Origin of the sequence: Streptomyces sp. NPDC051041 (assembly GCF_044456065.1) — a bacterium.
GTDB lineage: Bacteria > Actinomycetota > Actinomycetes > Streptomycetales > Streptomycetaceae > Streptomyces > Streptomyces glaucus.
Genome location: NZ_JBITFM010000001.1, coordinates 625,787 through 644,959, shown reverse-complemented (window position 1 = coordinate 644,959; position 19,173 = coordinate 625,787). Strand labels below are relative to the sequence as shown.

Genomic DNA, 19,173 nt, shown 5'->3' with positions numbered 1-19,173 from the left:
ATCCTGTACAGAACGCTCGCAGAAACGGGCGTGGCACTGGTCGAATTGCCCAGCAAAAAGGCAAACTATTGCGCACCTTGCCGATCGGGGAGACCCTGCGGCTATGACGCAGACCACACACCACACTCCCGAAACCGCCCGGCAGGCCGATCCCTTCCCGGTCAAGGGAATGGACGCGGTCGTGTTCGCCGTGGGCAACGCCAAACAGGCGGCGCACTACTACTCCACCGCCTTCGGCATGAAGCTGGTCGCCTACTCCGGACCGGAGAACGGCAGCCGCGAGACCGCCGCCTACGTCCTGGAGAACGGCTCGGCCCGGTTCGTGTTCACCTCGGTGATCAAGCCCGTCACCGACTGGGGCCGCTTCCTCGCCCGGCACGTGGCCGAGCACGGCGACGGCGTCGTCGACCTCGCCATCGAGGTGCCGGACGCGCGCGCCGCCCACGCCTACGCGGTCGAGCACGGCGCCCGCTCGGTGGCCGAGCCGTACGAGCTGAAGGACGAGCACGGCACGGTCGTCCTCGCCGCGATCGCCACCTACGGCGAGACCCGCCACACCCTGGTCGACCGCACCGGCTACGACGGCCCGTACCTGCCCGGCTACGTCGCCGCCCGCCCCCTCGTCGAGCCGCCCGCCCACCGCACCTTCCAGGCCATCGACCACTGCGTCGGCAACGTCGAACTCGGCCGGATGAACGAGTGGGTCGGCTTCTACCACAAGGTCATGGGCTTCACGAACATGAAGGAGTTCGTGGGCGACGACATCGCCACCGAGTACAGCGCGCTGATGTCGAAGGTCGTGGCCGACGGCACCCTGAAGGTCAAGTTCCCGATCAACGAGCCCGCGATCGCGCGGAAGAAGTCCCAGATCGACGAGTACCTGGAGTTCTACGGCGGCGCCGGCGTCCAGCACATCGCGCTGAACACCAACGACATCGTGCAGACGGTCCGCACGATGCGCGCGGCCGGCGTCGAGTTCCTCGACACCCCCGACTCCTACTACGACACCCTCGGCGAATGGGTCGGCGACACCCGCGTCCCCGTGGAGACCCTGCGCGAGCTGAAGATCCTCGCCGACCGCGACGAGGACGGCTACCTGCTGCAGATCTTCACCAAGCCGGTCCAGGACCGCCCGACCGTCTTCTTCGAACTCATCGAGCGCCACGGCTCGATGGGCTTCGGCAAGGGCAACTTCAAGGCGCTGTTCGAGGCGATCGAGCGGGAGCAGGCCAGGCGCGGAAACCTCTAGCCGGCCGCGGTCCGGCCGCCCGGCCGGGACCGGCGGCGCATGCGGCGTCCAGGGCCCCGGCGCCGTCGGCACCACCGACGGCGCCGGGCCGTCCCCCGTCGGCCGCGAGGCCCGGGGAACCCGGTGCGCGACCGCCTCCCGCCGGGCACCGCCGTGCGCGCCCTCGCCCGCGGCCCGCCGCACCCGCCCGCCGCGGTCACCCGCACCGCCCCGACCGGCACCGCGGCGCCGTGAAGTCCGGTACGTCCCGCACCTGCGGCTCGCCGAGCGCCGCCAGCGCCGCCCGCGCCGCCGGCGCGTACACCGGCGAGAAGTACGGATTGATCCGCAGCGCCTCCTGAAGCTGCCGCCGGGCGGGCCCGTACCGCTCCAGCGCCCGCTCGATCACGCCCCGGTGGTAGGAGTACAGCGCGCTGCGCACCTCGCCCCCGTGCACCCGGTCCGTCGCGATCCGGGCGAAGCGCAGCGCCTCCTCGTCCCGCCCGGCCCGGTGCAGCGCCCACCCCAGGGCGTCGGCCACCGCGGTCCCCGGCTGCCGCCGCCACTCCGCCCGCAACCGCCGCACCGCGGCCCGCGGATCGGCGTGGTCCGCCTCGAACCGGCCGAGCACCAGCTCCCCGTCGACGCCGCCCGCGGCGGCCTGCCGCACCCGCTCCCGCAGCAGGTCGTACTGCACCCGGGCCGCCTGCGCCAGGCCCAGCGACTCGTACAGCTCGCCCAGCTCCAGCGCGTACTCCGGACACGGCTGCCGGGCCAGCGCCATCCGGTAGGCGGCCAGCGCCTCCGTCGTCCGCCCCAGGGCCGCCAGCGCCCTGCCCTGCCCGGCCTGCGCCGCCCGCAGATCGGGGTCGGTGCGCACCGCCTCCTGGAAGTGCCGCAGCGCCGCCTCCCGGTCGCCGCGCTCCCAGGCCAGCTGCCCGGCCCGCTCCAGGTACGCCGCCCGCTCCGCCGGGGCGCCGGCCGAGGCCGCCGCGTCGGCGAGCCGGGCCGCCGCGTCCTCGCGCCAGCCCAGGTCCCGGTACACGGCCGCGGCCCGCGCCAGCACCGCCGGGCCCGAGTGCAGCTTCGTCAGCTCCGCCAGCGTCCGGCGCGCGGCCCGGTGGTCACCCAGCCCGGTGTACGCCTCGACCAGCAGCGCCCGCGTCGTCCACCGCTTCGGCGCCTGCTTCCGCGCGGCCTCGCCCCACCGCCGGGCCGCGGGGAAGTCCCGGCGGGCGAGCGCCAGCGCCGCCAGGCCGTCCAGCGCCTGCGCGTTGCGCCGCGCCCGCAGTTCCAGCGACGTGCGCAGCGCCCGCTCGGCCCTCGGGTAGTACGCGGCCTCGGCCGTCCGCCGCCCCTGCTCCACATAGGCCGCCCCCAGCACCGCCCACGACCGCGCGTCCCGCGGGTGGGTGCGCAGCCGCGCCTCCCGGTCCGTGATCAGCATCGCCAGGTCGGGCAGCGCGGCCGGCACTCCCGAGGCGACCGCGCCGCGCGCCTGCGCCACCGGCCCCGGCGCGGGCGGCGGCGCCGTGCGCGCCCCGGGCAGCAGCACCAGCGCCCCGCCCAGTACGGCGGCGCCGGCGACCGCGGCCACCGAGGCGACCAGCACCCGCCGGGCGGGGCGCGGGACGGGTGCCCCCGTGCGCGCCTCCTCCTGCTCGTGCATCTCCATGGCGCTCACTGTGCGCCCGCGCGCCGACCGCACCCGGGCAGACCAAGGGCGCCGCCGACGGGTTCACACCGATGGCCCCCGGTGCGACCCTGTGATCGTGAGCCGTATCGAAGCGCCGCGCGACGAAGCGACCGACACCCTCGCCGACCGACTGCTCGGCGGTCTGCCCGCCGAGGCGGTCCTCACCGACCCCGACGTCACGGCCTCCTACGCCCGCGACATGGCGAGCTTCTGCCCGGCCGGCGCCCCGGCCGTGGTGGTCCTGCCCCGCACCGTCGAGCAGGTCCAGCACGTCATGCGCACCGCCACCGCACTGCGCGTCCCGGTCGTCCCGCAGGGCGCCCGCACCGGCCTGTCCGGCGCGGCCAACGCCACCGACGGCTGCATCGTGCTGTCCCTGACGAAGATGGACCGGATCCTCGAGATCGACCCGGTCGACCGCATCGCCGTCGTCGAGCCCGGCGTCGTCAACGCCGCCCTGTCCCGCGCGGTCGGCGAACACGGCCTGGCCTACCCCCCGGACCCCTCCAGCTGGGAGATGTGCACCATCGGCGGCAACATCGGCACCGCCTCCGGCGGCCTGTGCTGCGTCAAGTACGGGGTCACCGCCGAGTACGTCCTCGGCCTGGACGTGGTGCTGGCCGACGGACGGCTGCTCCGGACCGGCCGGCGCACCGCCAAGGGCGTCGCCGGCTACGACCTCACCCGGCTCTTCGTCGGCTCCGAGGGCTCCCTCGGCATCGTCGTCCGGGCCGTCCTGGCGCTGAAGCCGAAACCGCCCGAGCAGCTCGTGCTGGCGGCGGAGTTCCCCTCCGCCTCCGCCGCCTGCGACGCCGTCTGCCGGATCATGGGGACGCAGGGGCGCGCGGCGCCCGCGCGCGAGGACGGCGGCGGGCGGCGGGCGGGCGGCCACGTCCCGTCCCTGCTCGAACTGATGGACCGCACGACGCTCCGGGCGGTCAACGACCTCGCCCGCATGGGCCTGCCGGAGACCACCGAGGCCCTGCTGCTCGTCGCCTTCGACACGCCCGACCCGGCCGCCGACCTCGCCGCCGTCGGCGCGCTGTGCGAGGCGGCCGGCGCCACCCAGGTCGTCCGGGCCGACGACGCCGCCGAGTCCGCGCTCCTCCTCCAGGCGCGGCGGATGTCGCTCACCGCGCTGGAGGCCGTCAAGGGCACGACGATGATCGACGACGTGTGCGTGCCCCGCTCCCGGCTCGGCGACCTGCTCGACGGGGTCGCCCGGATCGCCGAGCGGCACCGGCTCACCATCGGGGTGTGCGCGCACGCCGGGGACGGCAACACCCACCCCACGGTCTGCTTCGACGCGCAGGACCCCGACGAGTCCCGGCGCGCCCGCGCGTCCTTCGACGAGATCATGGCCCTCGGCCTGGAACTCGGCGGCACGATCACCGGCGAGCACGGCGTGGGCGTGCTGAAGAAGGAGTGGCTGGCGCGCGAACTGGGCCCGGTGGGCGTCGAGATGCAGCAGGCGGTCAAACGGGCTTTCGACCCGCTCGGCATCCTCAACCCGGGCAAGCTGTTCTGACGCCCCGGCCGCGGGGGGCGGCGCGTGCCGCCACGCGTGTGAAGCGCGTGCACGAGGTTGCCCGGAAAGGGGTGGGTCCGGCGGGACCGGCGGTGCGGGCGGCGCCCGTCTGATAGATGTGGAGGCCCCCGTACGACCCCCGAGCAGATACCGGACGACGGACATGAGCGCCCCCACCCCGGCCCCCGGTGACGACAGGCCCCGCGAAGGGTATTACCCGGACCCGTCCATCCCTGGATACGTCCGGTACTGGAACGGCGCCGCGTGGGTGCCGGGCACCAGCCGTCCGGCGCCCAAGGACGGCGAGCCGCTCGCCCCGCCGCCCGGCGTGCGCCCGGCGCGGCCCGCCGCCCCGGTCGAGGAGACCGGCCCGCACTTCTTCGACGAGGACCCGGTCGAGGAGCCCGCTCCGTCCGGGCCCCGGCCCGGCGACCGGCCCGAGGCGGCGTCCGCCTGGGGCGCCGACCGCTCCCGGCAGTCCGGCTTCGGCGGCGACCAGGACCGCCGCGTCTCCTGGGGCGGGTCACCGGGGGACGACCCGAGGCTGCCGCACGCGACGCCGCCGGCCGACGCCCGTCCCGCCCCGTCCGCGCCGGCCGGCGCCGAAGCCGCCGACGTCCCCGCCCAGCCGGACGGCCGCTCCGCCCGCCCCGACGGCGCCGCGACGGCCCCGCCCGCCGGCCAGGACCGCGGCTCGGGCAACACGTTCGTCCTGCGCCGGCCCACCGCCGGACCCGGGGGAGCGGCGGGCCCGGAGGCGCCCGGAGCCGGCGGCTCCGAAGACGGCGCCGTCGCCGACGACGGCACCATGACCTTCCGCGCGGTGCCGCCCCGCGCGGGGCGGCAGGGCCGGGCGGGCGGGGCTCCCGACGCCCCCGCCGGTGCGGCGGGCGCCCCCGCCGCAGGCGGTCCCGGCGCTCCCGCCCCCGGCACGCCCGCCGCCCCCGGCGCACCCGGCTTCGGCACCGGGAAGGCGGCCGCCGCCGCGCAGGCCGGTGCCACCGCCCCGGCGCCTCCCTCCGGCCCCCAGCAGCTGAGCGCTCCCGTCGCCCCTCAGCCCGCCGTCGCTCCTCAGCCCGCCGTCGCTCCTCAGCCTGCCGTCGCTCCTCAGCCTGCCGCTGCTCCTCAGCCTGCCGCTGCTCCTCAGCCTGCCGCTGCTCCTCAGCCTGCCGCTGCTCCTCAGCCCGCCGTCGCTCCCCAGCCCGCTGTCGCCCCTCAGCCTGCTGCCGCTCCCCAGCCCGCCGTCCCCGCCGCCTCGTCCCCCGTCTCCACCCCGGTGACCACCGGCCCCGGCGGGGGCCAGTCCTCCTGGGCGCAGCAGGTGCACCGGCTGGCCGGGGCCGCGGACGAGCCGTCCGTCGCGCCCTGGAAGCCGCCCGTCGAGGACCCCTTCCAGGCGGCCGCCCGGCGGCAGGCGGCGGCCCGGCCCGCCGGGCTCGGCAAGCGGCTGGCCGCCCGGCTGCTGGACACCGTCGTCCTCGCGGCCGTCACCTCCGTGGCCGCCGTACCCCTCGGCGGCAAGGCGATCGACCACATCGACGCGAAGATCGACGCCGCCAGGCTCTCCGGCGAGACCGTCACGGTCTGGCTGCTCGACGGCACCACGGCCACCTGCCTCGGCATCGTCCTCGCCGTCCTGCTGCTCTTCGGCGTCGTCTACGAGGTGCTGCCCACCGCCAAGTGGGGCCGCACCCCGGGCAAGAAGCTGCTGGGCCTGGAGGTCCGGGACATCGAGGCGCACGAGCCCCCGTCCTTCGGCGCGGCCCTGCGCCGCTGGCTGGTCTACAGCGTCCCCGGCCTCCTCGTCGTGGGGATCGTCGGCGTCGTCTGGTGCCTGTTCGACAAACCCTGGCGCCAGTGCTGGCACGACAAGGCCGCGCACACGTTCGTGGCCGGCTGACCGCGCCCGCCGCGCCGGCCGCCGGGCGCCGGGCGCGCTACTCCGGACGGCCGTCCGCCGGATGCGGCACCGGGGGGTTCGCGGTCGACTCGGGCCATGAGCAGTGAACCGCCCCCCGGCTCCGGCCGGCAGCCGCCGGAAGACGACCCGTTCAGGAAGCAGCCGCCCCCGCCGCCGGGCGCGGGCTCGCCGTACGACACCCCGTACGGCGGCGACCGGCCCCCGCCCTCCTCGGGCGGCCCCTACGGCGGTGACCCCTACGGCGGCGGCTCCCAGCCCGGCGACCCGCTCGCCGGGATGCCCCCGCTCGCCGACAGCGGCAGGCGCACGCTGGCCCGGATCATCGACATGATCCTCGTCGGCGTCGTCGTCTGGCTGCTCGGCTGGGGCCTGCGGGTCAACGAGTACGGCTTCGACGGCGACCGGATCGACACCGGCAGGTCCTTCACCCAGTCGGTCATCGCCGCCGTGCTCTACATCGCCTACGACACCGTCCTGATCAGCAGGACGGGTCAGACCCTCGGCAAGAAGTGGCTGGGCCTGCGCGTGGCCGATCTCGACAGCGGCGCCACGCCCTCCGTGCAGACCGCGCTGACGCGCGCCGCGGTGCTGTGGCTGCCGTTCGCGTTCTGCTGCGCCTGCGTGTGGACGATCATCGCGGGCGGCTGGAGCTACTTCGACCGGCCCTACAAGCAGGGCCTGCACGACAAGGCGGCCAAGACGGTGGTGGTCAGCACCCGGTGAGGCCGGGCGGGGGGTCAGGAAGCCGTCCGCTCGCGCACCGGCTCGGTCCCGGCCGGGGCCGCGGGGGCCGTCCGCACGGGTCCTCCGGCTTCCCCGGCGGGCTTCCCCGCCGCGGCCGTACCCGGCTTCGGCAGCCGGACCGTCAGGGCGACCAGCAGCCCGAGGACGAGTGCCACCACGGCGACGACCGCGATCCCCGGGCCCGGACCCGCCCCGGACAGCAGCAGCACGACGAGGGCCGGGAGGATCACGGTGCACAAGCCGTGGGCGAGCTGTGCGGCGGTCGGACGGGGCATGGCCATCACGTCCTCGGAAGCGGGGGTCCACGGGGGGTGTCGGCCTGGCTTTCCGCCGACTTCCGGGCGTTTGGTCGATCGACTCCAGCCGCCTGCGCGCCCGAAGGGAACGAACAGTGAGCGCGCCCCGACCAACGGCGGCGGGGCGCGAGGGCGTACGGGGTCATTCCGCCCGGAAAGCGGACGTTCGGACGCGCCTGTCGAACCGCGGACCGCATGTGTCCGCAAAGCGAACGTGAACTCCGCATAGTGCACTTGAACTGTCCAAGTCAAGATCTGTCTTTTCCCGTGAAGCTCTAGTCAAATGTCGTCACTTGACTACACGCGTTGATCAGGCGCGCGGGCCCTCCATCCCCAGGACCCCCTTTCCGTGCGCCCGGACGCGGGGGAGGAACTCAAGTGACCAGCAGACCCTGGACGTTCAGAGCCGCCGCGATAGGCGTCACGCTCGCCACGGCCGCGGCGACCCTGTCGGCCCTGACGGTGGCCCAGGCCGCCGAGGGCGCTCCCGCGGCGTCCGTGGAACGATACGACCCGGCGGCGCGCCACCACGCCGACCACGACCTGGAAGGCCCGCTGAGCAAGACGCAGGAGGCCCAGCGCGAGGAAGCCCTGAAGCAGGTCATATCGGGCGACGCCGCGGTGAAGGACCGGGACGGCTCGAAGGTCGTCCAGCTGAAGAGCTCCAAGGGCCGGAGCAAGTACGTCGAGCTCGGCCGGGAGAAGACCGACAAGATCTTCACCATCCTGGTCGAGTTCGGCGACCGGACGGACAGCCGCTACGGCGGCACCCCCGGCCCGCTGCACAACCAGATCGCCCGGCCGGACCGCGCCGAGGACAACTCCACCGCCTGGCAGGCCGATTACGACCGGCAGCACTACGAGGACCTCTACTTCGGCACCGGCAAGGGTGTCGAGTCGATGAAGAAGTACTACGAGAAGCAGTCCTCGGGCCGCTACTCCATCGAGGGCGAGGTCTCCGACTGGGTCAAGGTCCCCTACAACGAGGCCCGGTACGGCTCCAACAAGTGCGTCCCCGACAACTGCGCCTGGTACGCGGTCTCCGACGGGGTGAACGCCTGGTACGCCCAGCAGAAGGCGGCCGGGAGGACCGACGCGCAGATCAAGGCGCAGCTGGCCGAGTACGACCAGTGGGACCGCTACGACTTCGACGGCGACGGCGACTTCAACGAGGCCGACGGCTACATCGACCACTTCCAGATCGTGCACGCCGGCGAGGACGAGTCCGCGGGCGGCGGCGCCCAGGGCGAGGACGCGATCTGGGCCCACCGCTGGTACGCCTTCGGCACCGACGCCGGCGCCACCGGCCCGGGGAGCAACCGGCTGGGCGGCACGCAGATCGGCTCCAGCGGCATCTGGGTCGGCGACTACACCATCCAGCCGGAGAACGGCGGACTCGGCGTCTTCGCCCACGAGTACGGCCACGACCTCGGCCTGCCGGACCACTACGACACCAACGGCGGCGAGAACTCCACCGGCTTCTGGACCCTGATGTCCTCCGGCTCCTGGCTCGGCACCGGCGAGGACGCCATCGGCGACCTGCCCGGCGACATGACCGCGTGGGACAAGCTGCAGCTCGGCTGGCTCGACTACGACACCGCCAAGGCCGCGACGAAGTCGACGCACAAGCTGGGCGTCGCCGAGTACAACACCAAGAACAAGCAGGCCCTGGTGGTCGAGCTGCCGGAGAAGAAGGTCACCACCGAGCTCGTGGCGCCCGCGCAGGGCGCGACCCAGTGGTGGAGCGGCAGCGGCGACAACCTCTCGCACACGCTGACCCGTTCGGTGGACCTCACCGGCAGGTCCTCGGCCGCGCTGACCCTCGACGGCTGGTACGACATCGAGGCCGACTACGACTACCTCTACACCGAGGTCTCCACCGACGGCGGCGCCACCTGGACGCCGGTGGACGGCACGGCGGACGGCGCGGCCCTCCCGCGCGACGGCAGCGGCAAGCCCGCGCTGACCGGCTCCTCGGGGACGTACCGGAAGCTGTCGTACCCGCTGGACGCCTACGCGGGGAAGAAGATCGACCTGCGCTTCCGCTACCAGACGGACGGCGGGGTCGCCCCCAAGGGCTTCGCGGCCGACTCGATCGCCGTGACCGCCGACGGCACCGCCCTGTTCACGGACGGCGCGGAGAGCGCGGACGCGGCCTGGACGGCGAAGGGCTTCTCCCGCGTCGGCGCGTCCATCACGGACGAGTACGCGCAGTTCTACATCGCCGAGAACCGCCAGTACGTGTCGTACGACAAGACCCTCGAGGTCGGCCCGTACAACTTCGGCTTCGGCAACACCCGTCCGAACTGGGTGGAGCACTACCCGTACCAGAACGGCCTGCTGATCTGGAAGTGGGACACCTCCCAGCAGGACAACAACACCAGCGAGCACCCGGGCGCCGGCCTGCTGCTGCCGGTGGACTCGCACCCGGCCGCGCTGAAGTGGTCCGACGGCACGCTGATGCGCAACCGCGTCCAGTCCTACGACTCGCCGTTCAGCCTCTACCGCACGGACGGCATCACCCTGCACAACCAGGGTGTCGCCACCCGGATCCCGTCCTCGAAGGGCGTGTCGGTCTTCGACGACCACACCGGGACGTACTACGACGAGACCAACCCCACCGCCGGCGTCAAGATCACTGACACCAACACCCGGATCAAGATCGTCAAGGAGGCCAAGGACGGCTCCACGATCTCGCTCCAGGTCGGACCCGCAGTGAAGTAATCGACGTTTTCGCAGGTCAGGCGGCGATCGGCGGCAACCCCTCTGGCGGGTTGCCGCCGATCGTGTTTAGGTGCGTCCTGTGGTTCTCTTATTGACACCGGCTGACACGGGGGTATGACCACATGACCGCAGGAGGTTTCTGCAAGCTGCCCAGCGGCAGCGTGGTGGTGGCGCTGAACCTGCCCAGCCCCGCCGCCGACGGCCCGGGCGGGAGCGCCCCCGCCGGGCGGGTCCGGGTCCTCGTCCACGCCCGGAACCGGGCGCGCGCCCTGACCCGGCTGCGCAACCTGGGGATGCGCGCGGTCTACCTGCGGGGCAACACCGCCCCGCCGACCCCGGACGAGATCACGGCGGTCCTGCACCATCCGGACGGCCTGATATGGCGCACGGCCCCCGACGGCGGCGCGGACCTCGTCCAGGAGCTGTGGCGCCCCATCCGGGCACTGCTGAGCCCCCCGGCCGCCCGGGCGTGAGGCGCCCTCCCGCGGCTCAGGAGACGACGGGCTTCCCGGACAGCTCGACCCCCGCCGCGCGCATCTCCTCCAGGGCCCGCTCGGTGGTCTCCCGGGCCACCCCGGCGGTCAGGTCGAGCAGGACCTGGGTGCGGAAGCCGGCGCGCACCGCGTCCAGCGCGGTGGCCCGCACGCAGTGGTCGGTGGCGATGCCCACGACGTCCACCTCGTCGATCCCCCGGGCCCGCAGCCAGTCGGCCAGCGCCACCCCGTTCTCGTCGGTCCCCTCGAAGCCGCTGTAGGCCGCCGCGTACGCGCCCTTGTCGAACACGGCGTCGATCGCGCCGGAGGCGACGGCGGGGGCGAAGTTCGGGTGGAAGCCCACCCCCTCCGTGCCGGCGACGCAGTGCGCGGGCCAGGAGTGGACGTAGTCGGGGTTGTCGGCGAAGTGGCCGCCGGGGGCGATGTGGTGGTCGCGGGTGGCCACGACGTGCCGGTAGCCGGCGGGGGCCTGCCCGATCAGCTCGGTGACGGCGGCGGCCACGTCGGCACCTCCGGCCACCGGGAGGCTGCCCCCCTCGCAGAAGTCGTTCTGCACGTCTACGACGATCAAGGCGCGGCGCATGGTCGGTGTCCTTCGGCTGTGGGTCGGGGATGGGGTCTCCCCCGGAGCTCGGGGGAGCGTACGGGCCCGGCCGGTGAACCTCCGGGCCCATGGAGTTCGGGGACGGTGCGGCAGGGGCGCTGCGGGGCGTGTGCGGGCACCCGCTCTAGTTACCCGGGCGACCCTGGACGTACTCCGTCGGAAGGACGGGTTCCCCGCGTGAGAGCTGGGTGGCGGACAGCGGCAGATTCGCGCGTGCGGCGGCGTGCCGCGCCCGTGCGACGTCCAGGGACTCCCGTGCGACGACCTCGCCGCCCTTGACCAGTTCGACCAGCAGCTGCCGGTCCGCCAGCGCGGCCGGCACCGGTCCGGTCCCGATCACCTCGGCCTCGGCGACGCCGTCGGCGTCCAGGCGGCGCGCGGCCCACTTGCGGCCGCCGACGGAGGCCTTGCCGCCGGTGGACTTCTTGGCCACCGGCACCAGCGGCGCGCCGGGGTCGGCGGACTCGGCGCGGGCGACCAGCTTGTACACCATCGAGCTGGTCGGATGGCCGGAGCCGGTCACCAGCTGGGTGCCGACGCCGTACGCGTCCACGGGCGCCGCCGCCAGCGAGGCGATCGCGTACTCGTCCAGGTCCGAGGTCACGATGATCTTCGTGTCCCGGGCGCCCAGCTCGTCCAGCTGCTGCCGCACCCGGTGCGCGACCAGCAGCAGGTCGCCGGAGTCGATGCGCACCGCGCCCAGCTCCGGCCCGGCGACCTCCACGGCCGTACGGACCGCCTCGGCGACGTCGTAGGTGTCCACCAGCAGCGTCGTGCCCCGGCCGAGGGTGTCCACCTGGGCCCGGAAGGCGTCCCGCTCGCTGTCGTGCAGCAGGGTGAAGGCGTGGGCGGAGGTGCCGACGGTGGGGATGTTGTAGCGGAAGCCCGCGGCCAGGTCGGAGGTGGAGGAGAAGCCGCCGACGTACGCGGCGCGGGAGGCGGCCACCGCGGCCAGTTCGTGGGTGCGGCGGGCGCCCATCTCGATCAGCGGGCGGTCGCCGGCGGCGGAGGACATGCGGGAGGCGGCCGCCGCGATCGCCGAGTCGTGGTTGAGGATGGACAGGATCACCGTCTCCAGCAGCACGCACTCGGCGAAGGACCCCTCGACCCGCATGATCGGCGAGCCCGGGAAGTACACCTCGCCCTCCGGATAGCCCCAGATGTCGCCGCCGAAGCGGTAGTCCGCGAGCCAGGAGAGGGTCTCCTCGTCGACGATGGCGCGCTCGCGCAGGAAGCCCAGGACGCCCGCGTCGAAGCGGAAGTTCTCCACCGCGTCCAGCACCCGGCCGGTGCCCGCCACGACGCCGTAGCGGCGTCCGTCGGGCAGCCGCCGGGTGAAGACCTCGAACACGCTCCGCCGCTCCGCCGTGCCCGCCCGCAGGGCGGCCTGCAGCATCGTCAGCTCGTACTGGTCCGTGAAGAGCGCCGTCGAGGGAACGTCCACCGGCAGCCCAAGGTCCGCAACGCCCACTTCCGCTTCCTCGCTATGTCTCGCAGGGCACCCCGGTCGGCCGGGGGTCCGGGGACCGTCCCCCGGCAGGTGCAGCACGACCACGGATGGTACCCCTATTTCGTCAATCTGACGATTTCCGGGTCCGTTTGTGCGAGTACCCCCCGGTGATGGCAGCATGGCCTTGTGACGGCAGCCGCACCCATCGAGATCGAGAAGACCGAGTCGGCGGAGGAGGTATCCGCCGTACCGGAGCCCGATGTCCCCTGGGTGACGATCGTCCACAACGACCCCGTCAACCTCATGAGCTATGTGACGTACGTCTTCCAGACCTACTTCGGCTACTCCAAGGACAAGGCCACCAAGCTCATGCTCGACGTCCACCACAAGGGCCGGGCGGTCGTCTCCAGCGGAACCCGCGAGGAGATGGAACGGGATGTGCAGGCCATGCACGGCTACGGCCTGTGGGCCACCCTCCAGCAGGACCGGAAGTAGCGACCTCCTTCATGCCAGGACAATTCGAACCGCTCCCCGGCGGCGGCGCGGCCGTCGCCCTCGACGCCGTCGAGATCTCCATCATCCGGTCGCTGGCCGTGCAGCTCCTGGAGCTCATCGGCCCCGGCCCCGCCGAGGACGCGCAGGGCGACCCGCTCGCCGAGCTGTTCGCCGACGGCCCCAGCGAGCCGCCCGCCGACCCGGTGCTCAGACGCCTGTTCCCGGACGCCTACGGCGACCCCGGGCGGGCGCCCGCCTCGCCGCGGGAGGCGGAGGAACGGCGGGCGTACTCCGCCGAGTTCCGCCGCTACACCGAGAACGACCTGCGCGCGGGCAAGCGGGACAACGCCCTCGCGGTGATCCGCTCCCTGGACGAGCTGGCGTCGGCGGGCGAGGGCGGGGCGGTGCTCCAGCTGTCGGCGGAGGAGTCCAGGAAGTGGCTGGGCGCGCTGAACGACCTGCGCCTGGCGATCGGCGCCCGGCTGGAGATCGCCGACGAGGAGGACACCGACTTCCTCTTCCGCCTCCCCGACGAGGACCCGCGCAAGCCGATGGTGATGGCCTACCTGTGGCTGGGCGGACTCCAGGAGACGTTGGTCGGCACCCTCATGCCGTGATCGCGGGAGTTCGGCGTCCGCTCAGGGAACGCTCAAATCCGCATAACGATCCCGTTACCGCACCGGCCTGATCTGCGGCGCCCCATCCCCTTTGCCCCCTCTTTCCTGTGCTGTGCGCCACACGGAGCATCGGTGATCAGTGTTGCGGTCGTGGTAAATCTTCACGACCGCCCGGCGAACACCACCCATGTCTCGTCGGGTGCGCCACGTGGTCGGCGGATCGCCGGCCGGGCACGCTCCAGCAATCCGGGGGGATCGAGACCCGATCCGAGGCCGACGAGAGGTCCGGGTCGGCATGGAGAAAGGCGCACCACACATGACCTCAGCGCGGGTCGACAACGAGAACGCCCCCGAGGAGGGGTACGAGCGCGGGCTCGGCAGCCGCCAGGTGCAGATGATCGCGATCGGCGGCGCCATCGGCGTCGGCCTCTTCCTGGGCGCCGGGGCGAACATCGCCAAGGCCGGTCCCAGCCTGATCCTCATGTACGCCCTGGCCGGCCTGATCATCTTCTTCATCATGCGGGCGCTCGGCGAGCTCCTGCTCTACCGCCCGGTCTCGGGCTCCTTCGCCGAGTACTCGCGCGAGTTCCTCGGCCCGTTCTTCGGCTACTTCACCGGCTGGACGTACTGGCTGATGTGGGTCGTCACCGGCATGGCGGAACTCACCGCCGCCGCGATCTACGTCAACTACTGGTTCCCGGCCGTCCCGCAGTGGGTCACGGCCCTGGTGTTCCTGGTCGTGCTGTTCGTGGCCAACCTGATCTCGGTGAAGCTGTTCGGCGAGATCGAGTTCTGGTTCTCGATGGTCAAGGTCACCGCCCTCATCGGCATGATCGTCATCGGCCTGGGCGTGCTCACCTTCGGCTTCAGCGCGGCGGGCGACACCGCGGCCGTCTCCAACCTGTGGGCCTTCGACGGCTTCTTCCCCAAGGGCATCGGCTCGTCCCTGATGACCCTGCAGGGCGTGATGTTCGCCTACCTCGCCGTCGAGCTGGTCGGCGTCACGGCCGGCGAGTCGGAGAACCCGGAGAAGACCCTCCCGAAGGCGATCAACACCCTGCCGTGGCGCATCGCGCTGTTCTACGTCGGCGCCCTCACCGTCATCCTGTGCGTGGTGAAGTGGACCGAGTTCGCGGCCGGCGTCAGCCCGTTCGTGAAGGCCTTCGCGGTGATCGGCATCCCGGCCGGCGCGGGCATCGTCAACTTCGTCGTGCTGACCGCGGCCCTGTCGTCCTGCAACTCCGGCATGTACTCCACCGGCCGCATGCTGCGCACCCTCGCGGACAACGGCGAGGCCCCGCGCGCCTTCACCCGGCTCTCGGCGACCAGGACCCCCGCCTTCGGCATCACCGTCTCGGTGCTGTTCATGGGCATCGGCGTGATCCTGAACTACATCGTCCCGGAGAAGGCGTTCGGCTACGTCACCTCCGTCGCCACCGCGGCCGGCATCTGGACCTGGCTGATGATCCTGATCAGCCACGTCCTGTACCGCCGCGCGGTGGAGGCGGGCCGGCTGCCCGCCTCCTCCTTCCCGGCGCCGGGCGGCGCGGTGTTCTCCTACGTCGCCATCGCGTTCCTGCTCTTCGTCACCGGCCTGATCGCCTACGACGCCGACTCCCGCGTCTGCCTGTACGTGATGGCCGGCTGGGCCGTCGCGCTGGGCATCGGCTGGGCGGTCCTCAAGAGCCGCAACCCGGCGGTCACCGAGCGCCGCGACCCGGAGCCGGAGAAGGTCGTCTGACCCACGGGGACGTCCGGGCGCCCGGAGCCCGCGCACCGCGCCGGGGCGCCCGCCGCTCGGGACGTCCGGCATACGGGCCTTCGCGTACCACCCCTCGGTACGCGAAGGCCCCTCTGCTTATCCTGGCCGACATGCTGACCATCACCCAGGCCCTGTACGACCAGATCGTCGCCCACGCGCGCGAGGACCACCCCGACGAGGCGTGCGGCGTGGTGGCGGGCCCCGCCGGGTCGGGCCGGCCCGAGCGCTTCGTCCCGATGCTGAACGCCGCCCGCTCGCCCACCTTCTACGAGTTCGACTCGCAGGACCTGCTCAAGCTGTACCGCGAGATGGACGACCGCGACGAGGAGCCGGTGGTCATCTACCACTCCCACACGGCGACCGAGGCCTACCCGTCGCGCACCGACATCTCCTACGCGAACGAGCCGGGCGCGCACTACGTCCTCGTCTCCACCGCCGACACCGACGGGCTGGGGGAGTTCCAGTTCCGCTCGTTCCGGATCGTGGACGGGGAGGTCACCGAGGAGGAGGTCCAGGTGGTGGAGGCGTACTGACCCCGCCCCCGGCCCCGCGCCCCGGCTCCGCATCCCCCGCTCCCGCACCCCCGATCTCGTACCGTGGATGAATTCCGTCCGAAATGTGGGATCACATTCCGGGGGGCGGACCGGGAATCGATACGATGACCGCATGGTTCTTCTCGACGTGAGCGACAAGGCGCCGGGCACGCTGCTCGTGGCGCGGCTGCACGTCGACCTGTGCAGGCTGAACAGCGCCCTCTGTTGAACTTCCCCGCCGCCGCACGGCCCTGAGGCCGCGCGGCGGGCCGCCGCGCGCCTTACGAACCTAAGACACCTTCCGACAGGAGCCCTGAGCCATGGCCATCGAGGTCCGCATCCCGACCATCCTCCGCCAGTACACCGACGGCCAGAAGGCGGTGGAGGGCACCGGGAACACCCTTGCCGAGCTCTTCGCCGACCTCGAGACCCGGCACGCGGGCATCCAGGCCCGCATCGTGGACGGCGGCCAGCTGCGCCGCTTCGTCAACGTCTACCTCAACGACGAGGACGTGCGCTTCCTCGACGGCATCGACACCAAGGTCTCCGACGGGGACAACGTCACGATCCTGCCGGCCGTGGCCGGCGGCATGGCCTGACGGGCTGCTGATCCGCGATGCGCTACGACTCTCCGCTGGCCGCGGTGGGCAACACCCCCCTGGTGCGCCTGCCGCGGCTGTCGCCGTCCGCCGACGTCCGCATCTGGGCCAAGCTGGAGGACCGCAACCCGACCGGCTCGGTCAAGGACCGCCCGGCCCTGCACATGATCGAGCAGGCGGAGAAGGACGGCCGGCTGACCCCGGGCTGCACCATCCTGGAGCCCACCTCCGGCAACACCGGCATCTCGCTGGCCATGGCGGCCAAGCTCAAGGGCTACCGCATGGTGTGCGTGATGCCGGAGAACACCTCCCAGGAGCGCCGGGACCTGCTCGGCATGTGGGGCGCGGAGATCATCTCCTCCCCGGCCGCGGGCGGCTCCAACACCGCCGTGCGGGTCGCCAAGGAGCTGGCGGCCGAGCACCCGGACTGGGTGATGCTCTACCAGTACGGCAACCCCGACAACGCCGGCGCGCACTACGCGACGACGGGCCCGGAGATCCTGGCGGACCTGCCCTCGATCACCCACTTCGTGGCCGGACTCGGCACCACCGGCACCCTGATGGGCGTCGGCCGCTACCTGCGCGAGCACAAGCCGGACGTGCGGATCGTCGCCGCCGAGCCGCGCTACGACGACCTGGTGTACGGCCTGCGCAACCTCGACGAGGGCTTCGTGCCGGAGCTGTACGACGCCTCCGTGCTCACCACCCGCTTCTCCGTCGGCTCCGCCGACGCGGTCACCCGCACCCGTGAACTCCTCCAGCAGGAGGGCATCTTCGCGGGCGTCTCCACCGGCGCCGCCCTGCACGCCGCGATCGGCGTCGGCCGCAAGGCGCTGAAGGCCGGCGAGAGCGCGGACATCGTGTTCATCGTGGCCGACGGCGGCTGGAAGTACCTCTCGACGGGCGTCTACACGGCCGCCACGACCGAGGAGGCCATCGAGACCCTCCAGGGCCAGCTCTGGGCGTGACGCCCTACGTGGCGAGGTGACGGACCTGGTCCCACAGGGCCGGGTCCACCACGCCCACCCGCCGCCGGAAGTCCCACACCGAGACGTCCCGCAGCTCGTCCGTCTCCAGGAAGCTGGCCCGGCCGTGGGCGTCCCCGACCGAGCCCGGCGGCAGCGGGATCACCCCGGACCGCCCGTCCCGGTACTTGCTGGTGATCCTCACGACGGTCGCCCGCCTGCCGTGCACAGCCAGCACCAGGCACGGCCGGACCTTCGCCGGCCCGTCGTCCCGTGCCGCCCCGCCGGGCACGCTCCGCGGGGCGCCCCCGGACGCCGTCCGGTCCTCGAACGGCACGCTCGCCCACCAGATCTCCGCCGGCTGCGGCCGCGCCGTCCGCTCCCGCGGCCCCGGCGGCCGCCCCGGCGGCCGCCCGCGGTCCGCCGGCCGCCGTCCCCAGCCGTCCACCAGCGTGGCGACCAGCGCGAGCAGAATCACCGCGGCGAGCGCGAGCCACCAGGACGTGTCCATACTGACGACGTTACCGGCGTACGCCACCCCCGCGCGCCCTCTCATCGGCCTCGTGCGCCCCACATCCAGCCGAACCGGTGACAGCGCAGGTGAGTTCGCCCACAACGGCCCCTGGCGGAGGAGCGACCGGAGGTTTCGCGCCTTACGCTCGACGGACCGCACGACCCCCGACGCCCCTCACCGACTTTTCCGCCTGCGGAGGTTTCTGCTCCATGAAGCTCACCGTCGTCGGCTGCTCGGGGTCGTTCCCGTCCGCGGAATCGGCCTGTTCGAGCTACCTCGTCGAGGCCGACGGCTTCCGGCTGCTCCTCGACATGGGCAACGGCGCCCTGGGCGAGCTGCAGCGCCACTGCGGTCTCTACGACCTCGACGCGATCTTCCTCAGCCATCTGCACGCCGACCACTGCATCGACATGTGCGCGTACTTCGTGGCGCGCTACTACCGGCACGACGGCGGCCGCTGCGCCCCGCTCCCCGTCTACGGCCCCGAGGGCACGGAACACCGGCTGACCACCGCCTACGCCGACACCCCCACCGCCTCGTCCATGAGCGAGGTCTTCGACTTCCACACGGTCAAGCCGTCCACCTTCGAGATCGGCCCGTTCACCGTGCACACCGAGCGGGTGGCCCACCCCGTGGAGGCCTACGGCATCCGGATCGAGCACGACGGGAAGGCGCTGACGTACTCCGGCGACACGGGCGTCAGCGAGGCGCTCGACGACCTCGCCCGGGGCGCCGACCTGTTCCTGTGCGAGGCCGCCTTCACGTACGGCAAGGAGGACATCCCCGACCTGCACCTCAACGGCCGCGAGGCGGGCGAGACGGCCAGCCGCGCCGGCGCCCGGCGCCTGGTCCTCACCCACATCCCCCCGTGGACCGATCCCCGCGTCAACCTCGCCGACGCCCGCGCGGCCTACGACGGTCCGGTGGAGCTGGCGGCGCCGGGGGCGACGTACGAGATCTGACCCGCGAGGCCCGGCGCGGACGCGACGAAGGGCCCCGGAGC

19 protein-coding genes are annotated in these 19,173 nt (G+C 73.0%); 14 read left to right on the top strand and 5 right to left on the bottom strand.

Going from position 1 to position 19,173, the window contains the following annotated elements:
* The first annotated feature begins 103 nt into the window (after positions 1-103).
* A complete protein-coding gene (gene hppD, locus ACIBAI_RS02815) occupies positions 104-1,249 on the top strand; it encodes a 4-hydroxyphenylpyruvate dioxygenase (protein ID WP_399030627.1) in 1,146 nt (381 codons plus the stop codon).
* Positions 1,250-1,445: 196 nt separating this feature from the next.
* Here hppD and ACIBAI_RS02810 read toward each other — a convergent pair whose 3' ends face one another.
* Positions 1,446-2,903: a tetratricopeptide repeat protein gene (locus ACIBAI_RS02810; RefSeq protein ID WP_399030626.1), complete on the bottom strand. Its 1,458-nt coding sequence runs from the start codon at positions 2,901-2,903 to the stop codon at positions 1,446-1,448.
* 91 nt (positions 2,904-2,994) lie between these two features.
* Between ACIBAI_RS02810 and ACIBAI_RS02805 the strand changes: the two genes are divergently transcribed.
* From ACIBAI_RS02805 to ACIBAI_RS02795, 3 genes are all read left to right on the top strand, one after another.
* Positions 2,995-4,452 (top strand): FAD-binding oxidoreductase, encoded by a 1,458-nt coding sequence (locus tag ACIBAI_RS02805; RefSeq protein ID WP_399030625.1) that lies wholly within the window; start codon positions 2,995-2,997, stop codon positions 4,450-4,452.
* A 163-nt stretch (positions 4,453-4,615) separates the two neighbouring features.
* Positions 4,616-6,352 (top strand): RDD family protein, encoded by a 1,737-nt coding sequence (locus tag ACIBAI_RS02800; RefSeq protein WP_399030624.1) that lies wholly within the window; start codon positions 4,616-4,618, stop codon positions 6,350-6,352.
* Positions 6,353-6,448: 96 nt separating this feature from the next.
* The gene (locus ACIBAI_RS02795) at positions 6,449-7,096 is read left to right on the top strand and encodes an RDD family protein (protein WP_399030623.1); all 648 of its coding nucleotides are present in this window, start codon (positions 6,449-6,451) and stop codon (positions 7,094-7,096) included.
* A 14-nt stretch (positions 7,097-7,110) separates the two neighbouring features.
* Here ACIBAI_RS02795 and ACIBAI_RS02790 read toward each other — a convergent pair whose 3' ends face one another.
* A complete protein-coding gene (locus ACIBAI_RS02790) occupies positions 7,111-7,392 on the bottom strand; it encodes a hypothetical protein (RefSeq protein WP_399030622.1) in 282 nt (93 codons plus the stop codon).
* A gap of 399 nt (positions 7,393-7,791) precedes the next feature.
* On the opposite strand from ACIBAI_RS02790, the gene ACIBAI_RS02785 reads away from it, so the two are divergent.
* Both ACIBAI_RS02785 and ACIBAI_RS02780 read left to right on the top strand, forming a co-directional pair.
* Positions 7,792-10,137, top strand: coding sequence for an immune inhibitor A domain-containing protein (locus ACIBAI_RS02785; protein WP_399030621.1), 2,346 nt, complete (start codon positions 7,792-7,794; stop codon positions 10,135-10,137).
* Between the two features lie 122 nt (positions 10,138-10,259).
* Positions 10,260-10,610 (top strand): hypothetical protein, encoded by a 351-nt coding sequence (locus ACIBAI_RS02780; RefSeq protein WP_399030620.1) that lies wholly within the window; start codon positions 10,260-10,262, stop codon positions 10,608-10,610.
* 16 nt (positions 10,611-10,626) lie between these two features.
* On the opposite strand, the gene ACIBAI_RS02775 is transcribed toward ACIBAI_RS02780, so the two are convergent.
* On the bottom strand, positions 10,627-11,214 hold the full coding sequence (locus ACIBAI_RS02775; protein ID WP_399030619.1) for a nicotinamidase: 588 nt from the start codon (positions 11,212-11,214) through the stop codon (positions 10,627-10,629).
* Between the two features lie 145 nt (positions 11,215-11,359).
* Positions 11,360-12,706, bottom strand: coding sequence for a nicotinate phosphoribosyltransferase (locus ACIBAI_RS02770; RefSeq protein WP_399030618.1), 1,347 nt, complete (start codon positions 12,704-12,706; stop codon positions 11,360-11,362).
* A gap of 165 nt (positions 12,707-12,871) precedes the next feature.
* On the opposite strand from ACIBAI_RS02770, the gene clpS reads away from it, so the two are divergent.
* From clpS to ACIBAI_RS02735, 7 genes are all read left to right on the top strand, one after another.
* Positions 12,872-13,180, top strand: coding sequence for an ATP-dependent Clp protease adapter ClpS (gene clpS / locus ACIBAI_RS02765; RefSeq protein WP_344599270.1), 309 nt, complete (start codon positions 12,872-12,874; stop codon positions 13,178-13,180).
* A gap of 11 nt (positions 13,181-13,191) precedes the next feature.
* Positions 13,192-13,797 carry a DUF2017 domain-containing protein gene (locus tag ACIBAI_RS02760; RefSeq protein WP_399030616.1) on the top strand — a complete coding sequence of 202 codons (606 nt, stop codon included), beginning with the start codon at positions 13,192-13,194 and terminating at the stop codon, positions 13,795-13,797.
* Positions 13,798-14,113: 316 nt separating this feature from the next.
* On the top strand, positions 14,114-15,538 hold the full coding sequence (locus ACIBAI_RS02755) for an amino acid permease (RefSeq protein ID WP_399030615.1): 1,425 nt from the start codon (positions 14,114-14,116) through the stop codon (positions 15,536-15,538).
* A 131-nt stretch (positions 15,539-15,669) separates the two neighbouring features.
* The gene (locus tag ACIBAI_RS02750; protein WP_399030613.1) at positions 15,670-16,092 is read left to right on the top strand and encodes a Mov34/MPN/PAD-1 family protein; all 423 of its coding nucleotides are present in this window, start codon (positions 15,670-15,672) and stop codon (positions 16,090-16,092) included.
* Between the two features lie 133 nt (positions 16,093-16,225).
* The gene (locus ACIBAI_RS02745) at positions 16,226-16,321 is read left to right on the top strand and encodes a putative leader peptide (protein WP_344599274.1); all 96 of its coding nucleotides are present in this window, start codon (positions 16,226-16,228) and stop codon (positions 16,319-16,321) included.
* Positions 16,322-16,412: 91 nt separating this feature from the next.
* Complete coding sequence (locus ACIBAI_RS02740) at positions 16,413-16,691, top strand: MoaD/ThiS family protein (protein ID WP_344599275.1); 279 nt, start codon at positions 16,413-16,415, stop codon at positions 16,689-16,691.
* 17 nt (positions 16,692-16,708) lie between these two features.
* On the top strand, positions 16,709-17,659 hold the full coding sequence (locus ACIBAI_RS02735) for a cysteine synthase (RefSeq protein ID WP_344599276.1): 951 nt from the start codon (positions 16,709-16,711) through the stop codon (positions 17,657-17,659).
* 4 nt (positions 17,660-17,663) lie between these two features.
* On the opposite strand, the gene ACIBAI_RS02730 is transcribed toward ACIBAI_RS02735, so the two are convergent.
* Positions 17,664-18,167: a type II toxin-antitoxin system PemK/MazF family toxin gene (locus ACIBAI_RS02730; protein ID WP_399030611.1), complete on the bottom strand. Its 504-nt coding sequence runs from the start codon at positions 18,165-18,167 to the stop codon at positions 17,664-17,666.
* Positions 18,168-18,379: 212 nt separating this feature from the next.
* On the opposite strand from ACIBAI_RS02730, the gene ACIBAI_RS02725 reads away from it, so the two are divergent.
* Positions 18,380-19,132: an MBL fold metallo-hydrolase gene (locus ACIBAI_RS02725; protein ID WP_399030610.1), complete on the top strand. Its 753-nt coding sequence runs from the start codon at positions 18,380-18,382 to the stop codon at positions 19,130-19,132.
* The last annotated feature ends 41 nt before the right edge of the window (positions 19,133-19,173 follow it).

Coding starts and splice junctions, on each gene's coding strand:
- hppD (WP_399030627.1), top strand. CDS start 104: ATGACGCAGACCACACACCACACTCCCGAAACCGCCCGGCAGGCCGAT.
- ACIBAI_RS02810 (WP_399030626.1), bottom strand. CDS start 2,903: ATGGAGATGCACGAGCAGGAGGAGGCGCGCACGGGGGCACCCGTCCCG.
- ACIBAI_RS02800 (WP_399030624.1), top strand. CDS start 4,616: ATGAGCGCCCCCACCCCGGCCCCCGGTGACGACAGGCCCCGCGAAGGG.
- ACIBAI_RS02795 (WP_399030623.1), top strand. CDS start 6,449: ATGAGCAGTGAACCGCCCCCCGGCTCCGGCCGGCAGCCGCCGGAAGAC.
- ACIBAI_RS02790 (WP_399030622.1), bottom strand. CDS start 7,392: ATGCCCCGTCCGACCGCCGCACAGCTCGCCCACGGCTTGTGCACCGTG.
- ACIBAI_RS02780 (WP_399030620.1), top strand. CDS start 10,260: ATGACCGCAGGAGGTTTCTGCAAGCTGCCCAGCGGCAGCGTGGTGGTG.
- ACIBAI_RS02775 (WP_399030619.1), bottom strand. CDS start 11,214: ATGCGCCGCGCCTTGATCGTCGTAGACGTGCAGAACGACTTCTGCGAG.
- ACIBAI_RS02760 (WP_399030616.1), top strand. CDS start 13,192: ATGCCAGGACAATTCGAACCGCTCCCCGGCGGCGGCGCGGCCGTCGCC.
- ACIBAI_RS02755 (WP_399030615.1), top strand. CDS start 14,114: ATGACCTCAGCGCGGGTCGACAACGAGAACGCCCCCGAGGAGGGGTAC.
- ACIBAI_RS02750 (WP_399030613.1), top strand. CDS start 15,670: ATGCTGACCATCACCCAGGCCCTGTACGACCAGATCGTCGCCCACGCG.
- ACIBAI_RS02745 (WP_344599274.1), top strand. CDS start 16,226: ATGGTTCTTCTCGACGTGAGCGACAAGGCGCCGGGCACGCTGCTCGTG.
- ACIBAI_RS02740 (WP_344599275.1), top strand. CDS start 16,413: ATGGCCATCGAGGTCCGCATCCCGACCATCCTCCGCCAGTACACCGAC.
- ACIBAI_RS02735 (WP_344599276.1), top strand. CDS start 16,709: ATGCGCTACGACTCTCCGCTGGCCGCGGTGGGCAACACCCCCCTGGTG.
- ACIBAI_RS02730 (WP_399030611.1), bottom strand. CDS start 18,167: ATGGACACGTCCTGGTGGCTCGCGCTCGCCGCGGTGATTCTGCTCGCG.
- ACIBAI_RS02725 (WP_399030610.1), top strand. CDS start 18,380: ATGAAGCTCACCGTCGTCGGCTGCTCGGGGTCGTTCCCGTCCGCGGAA.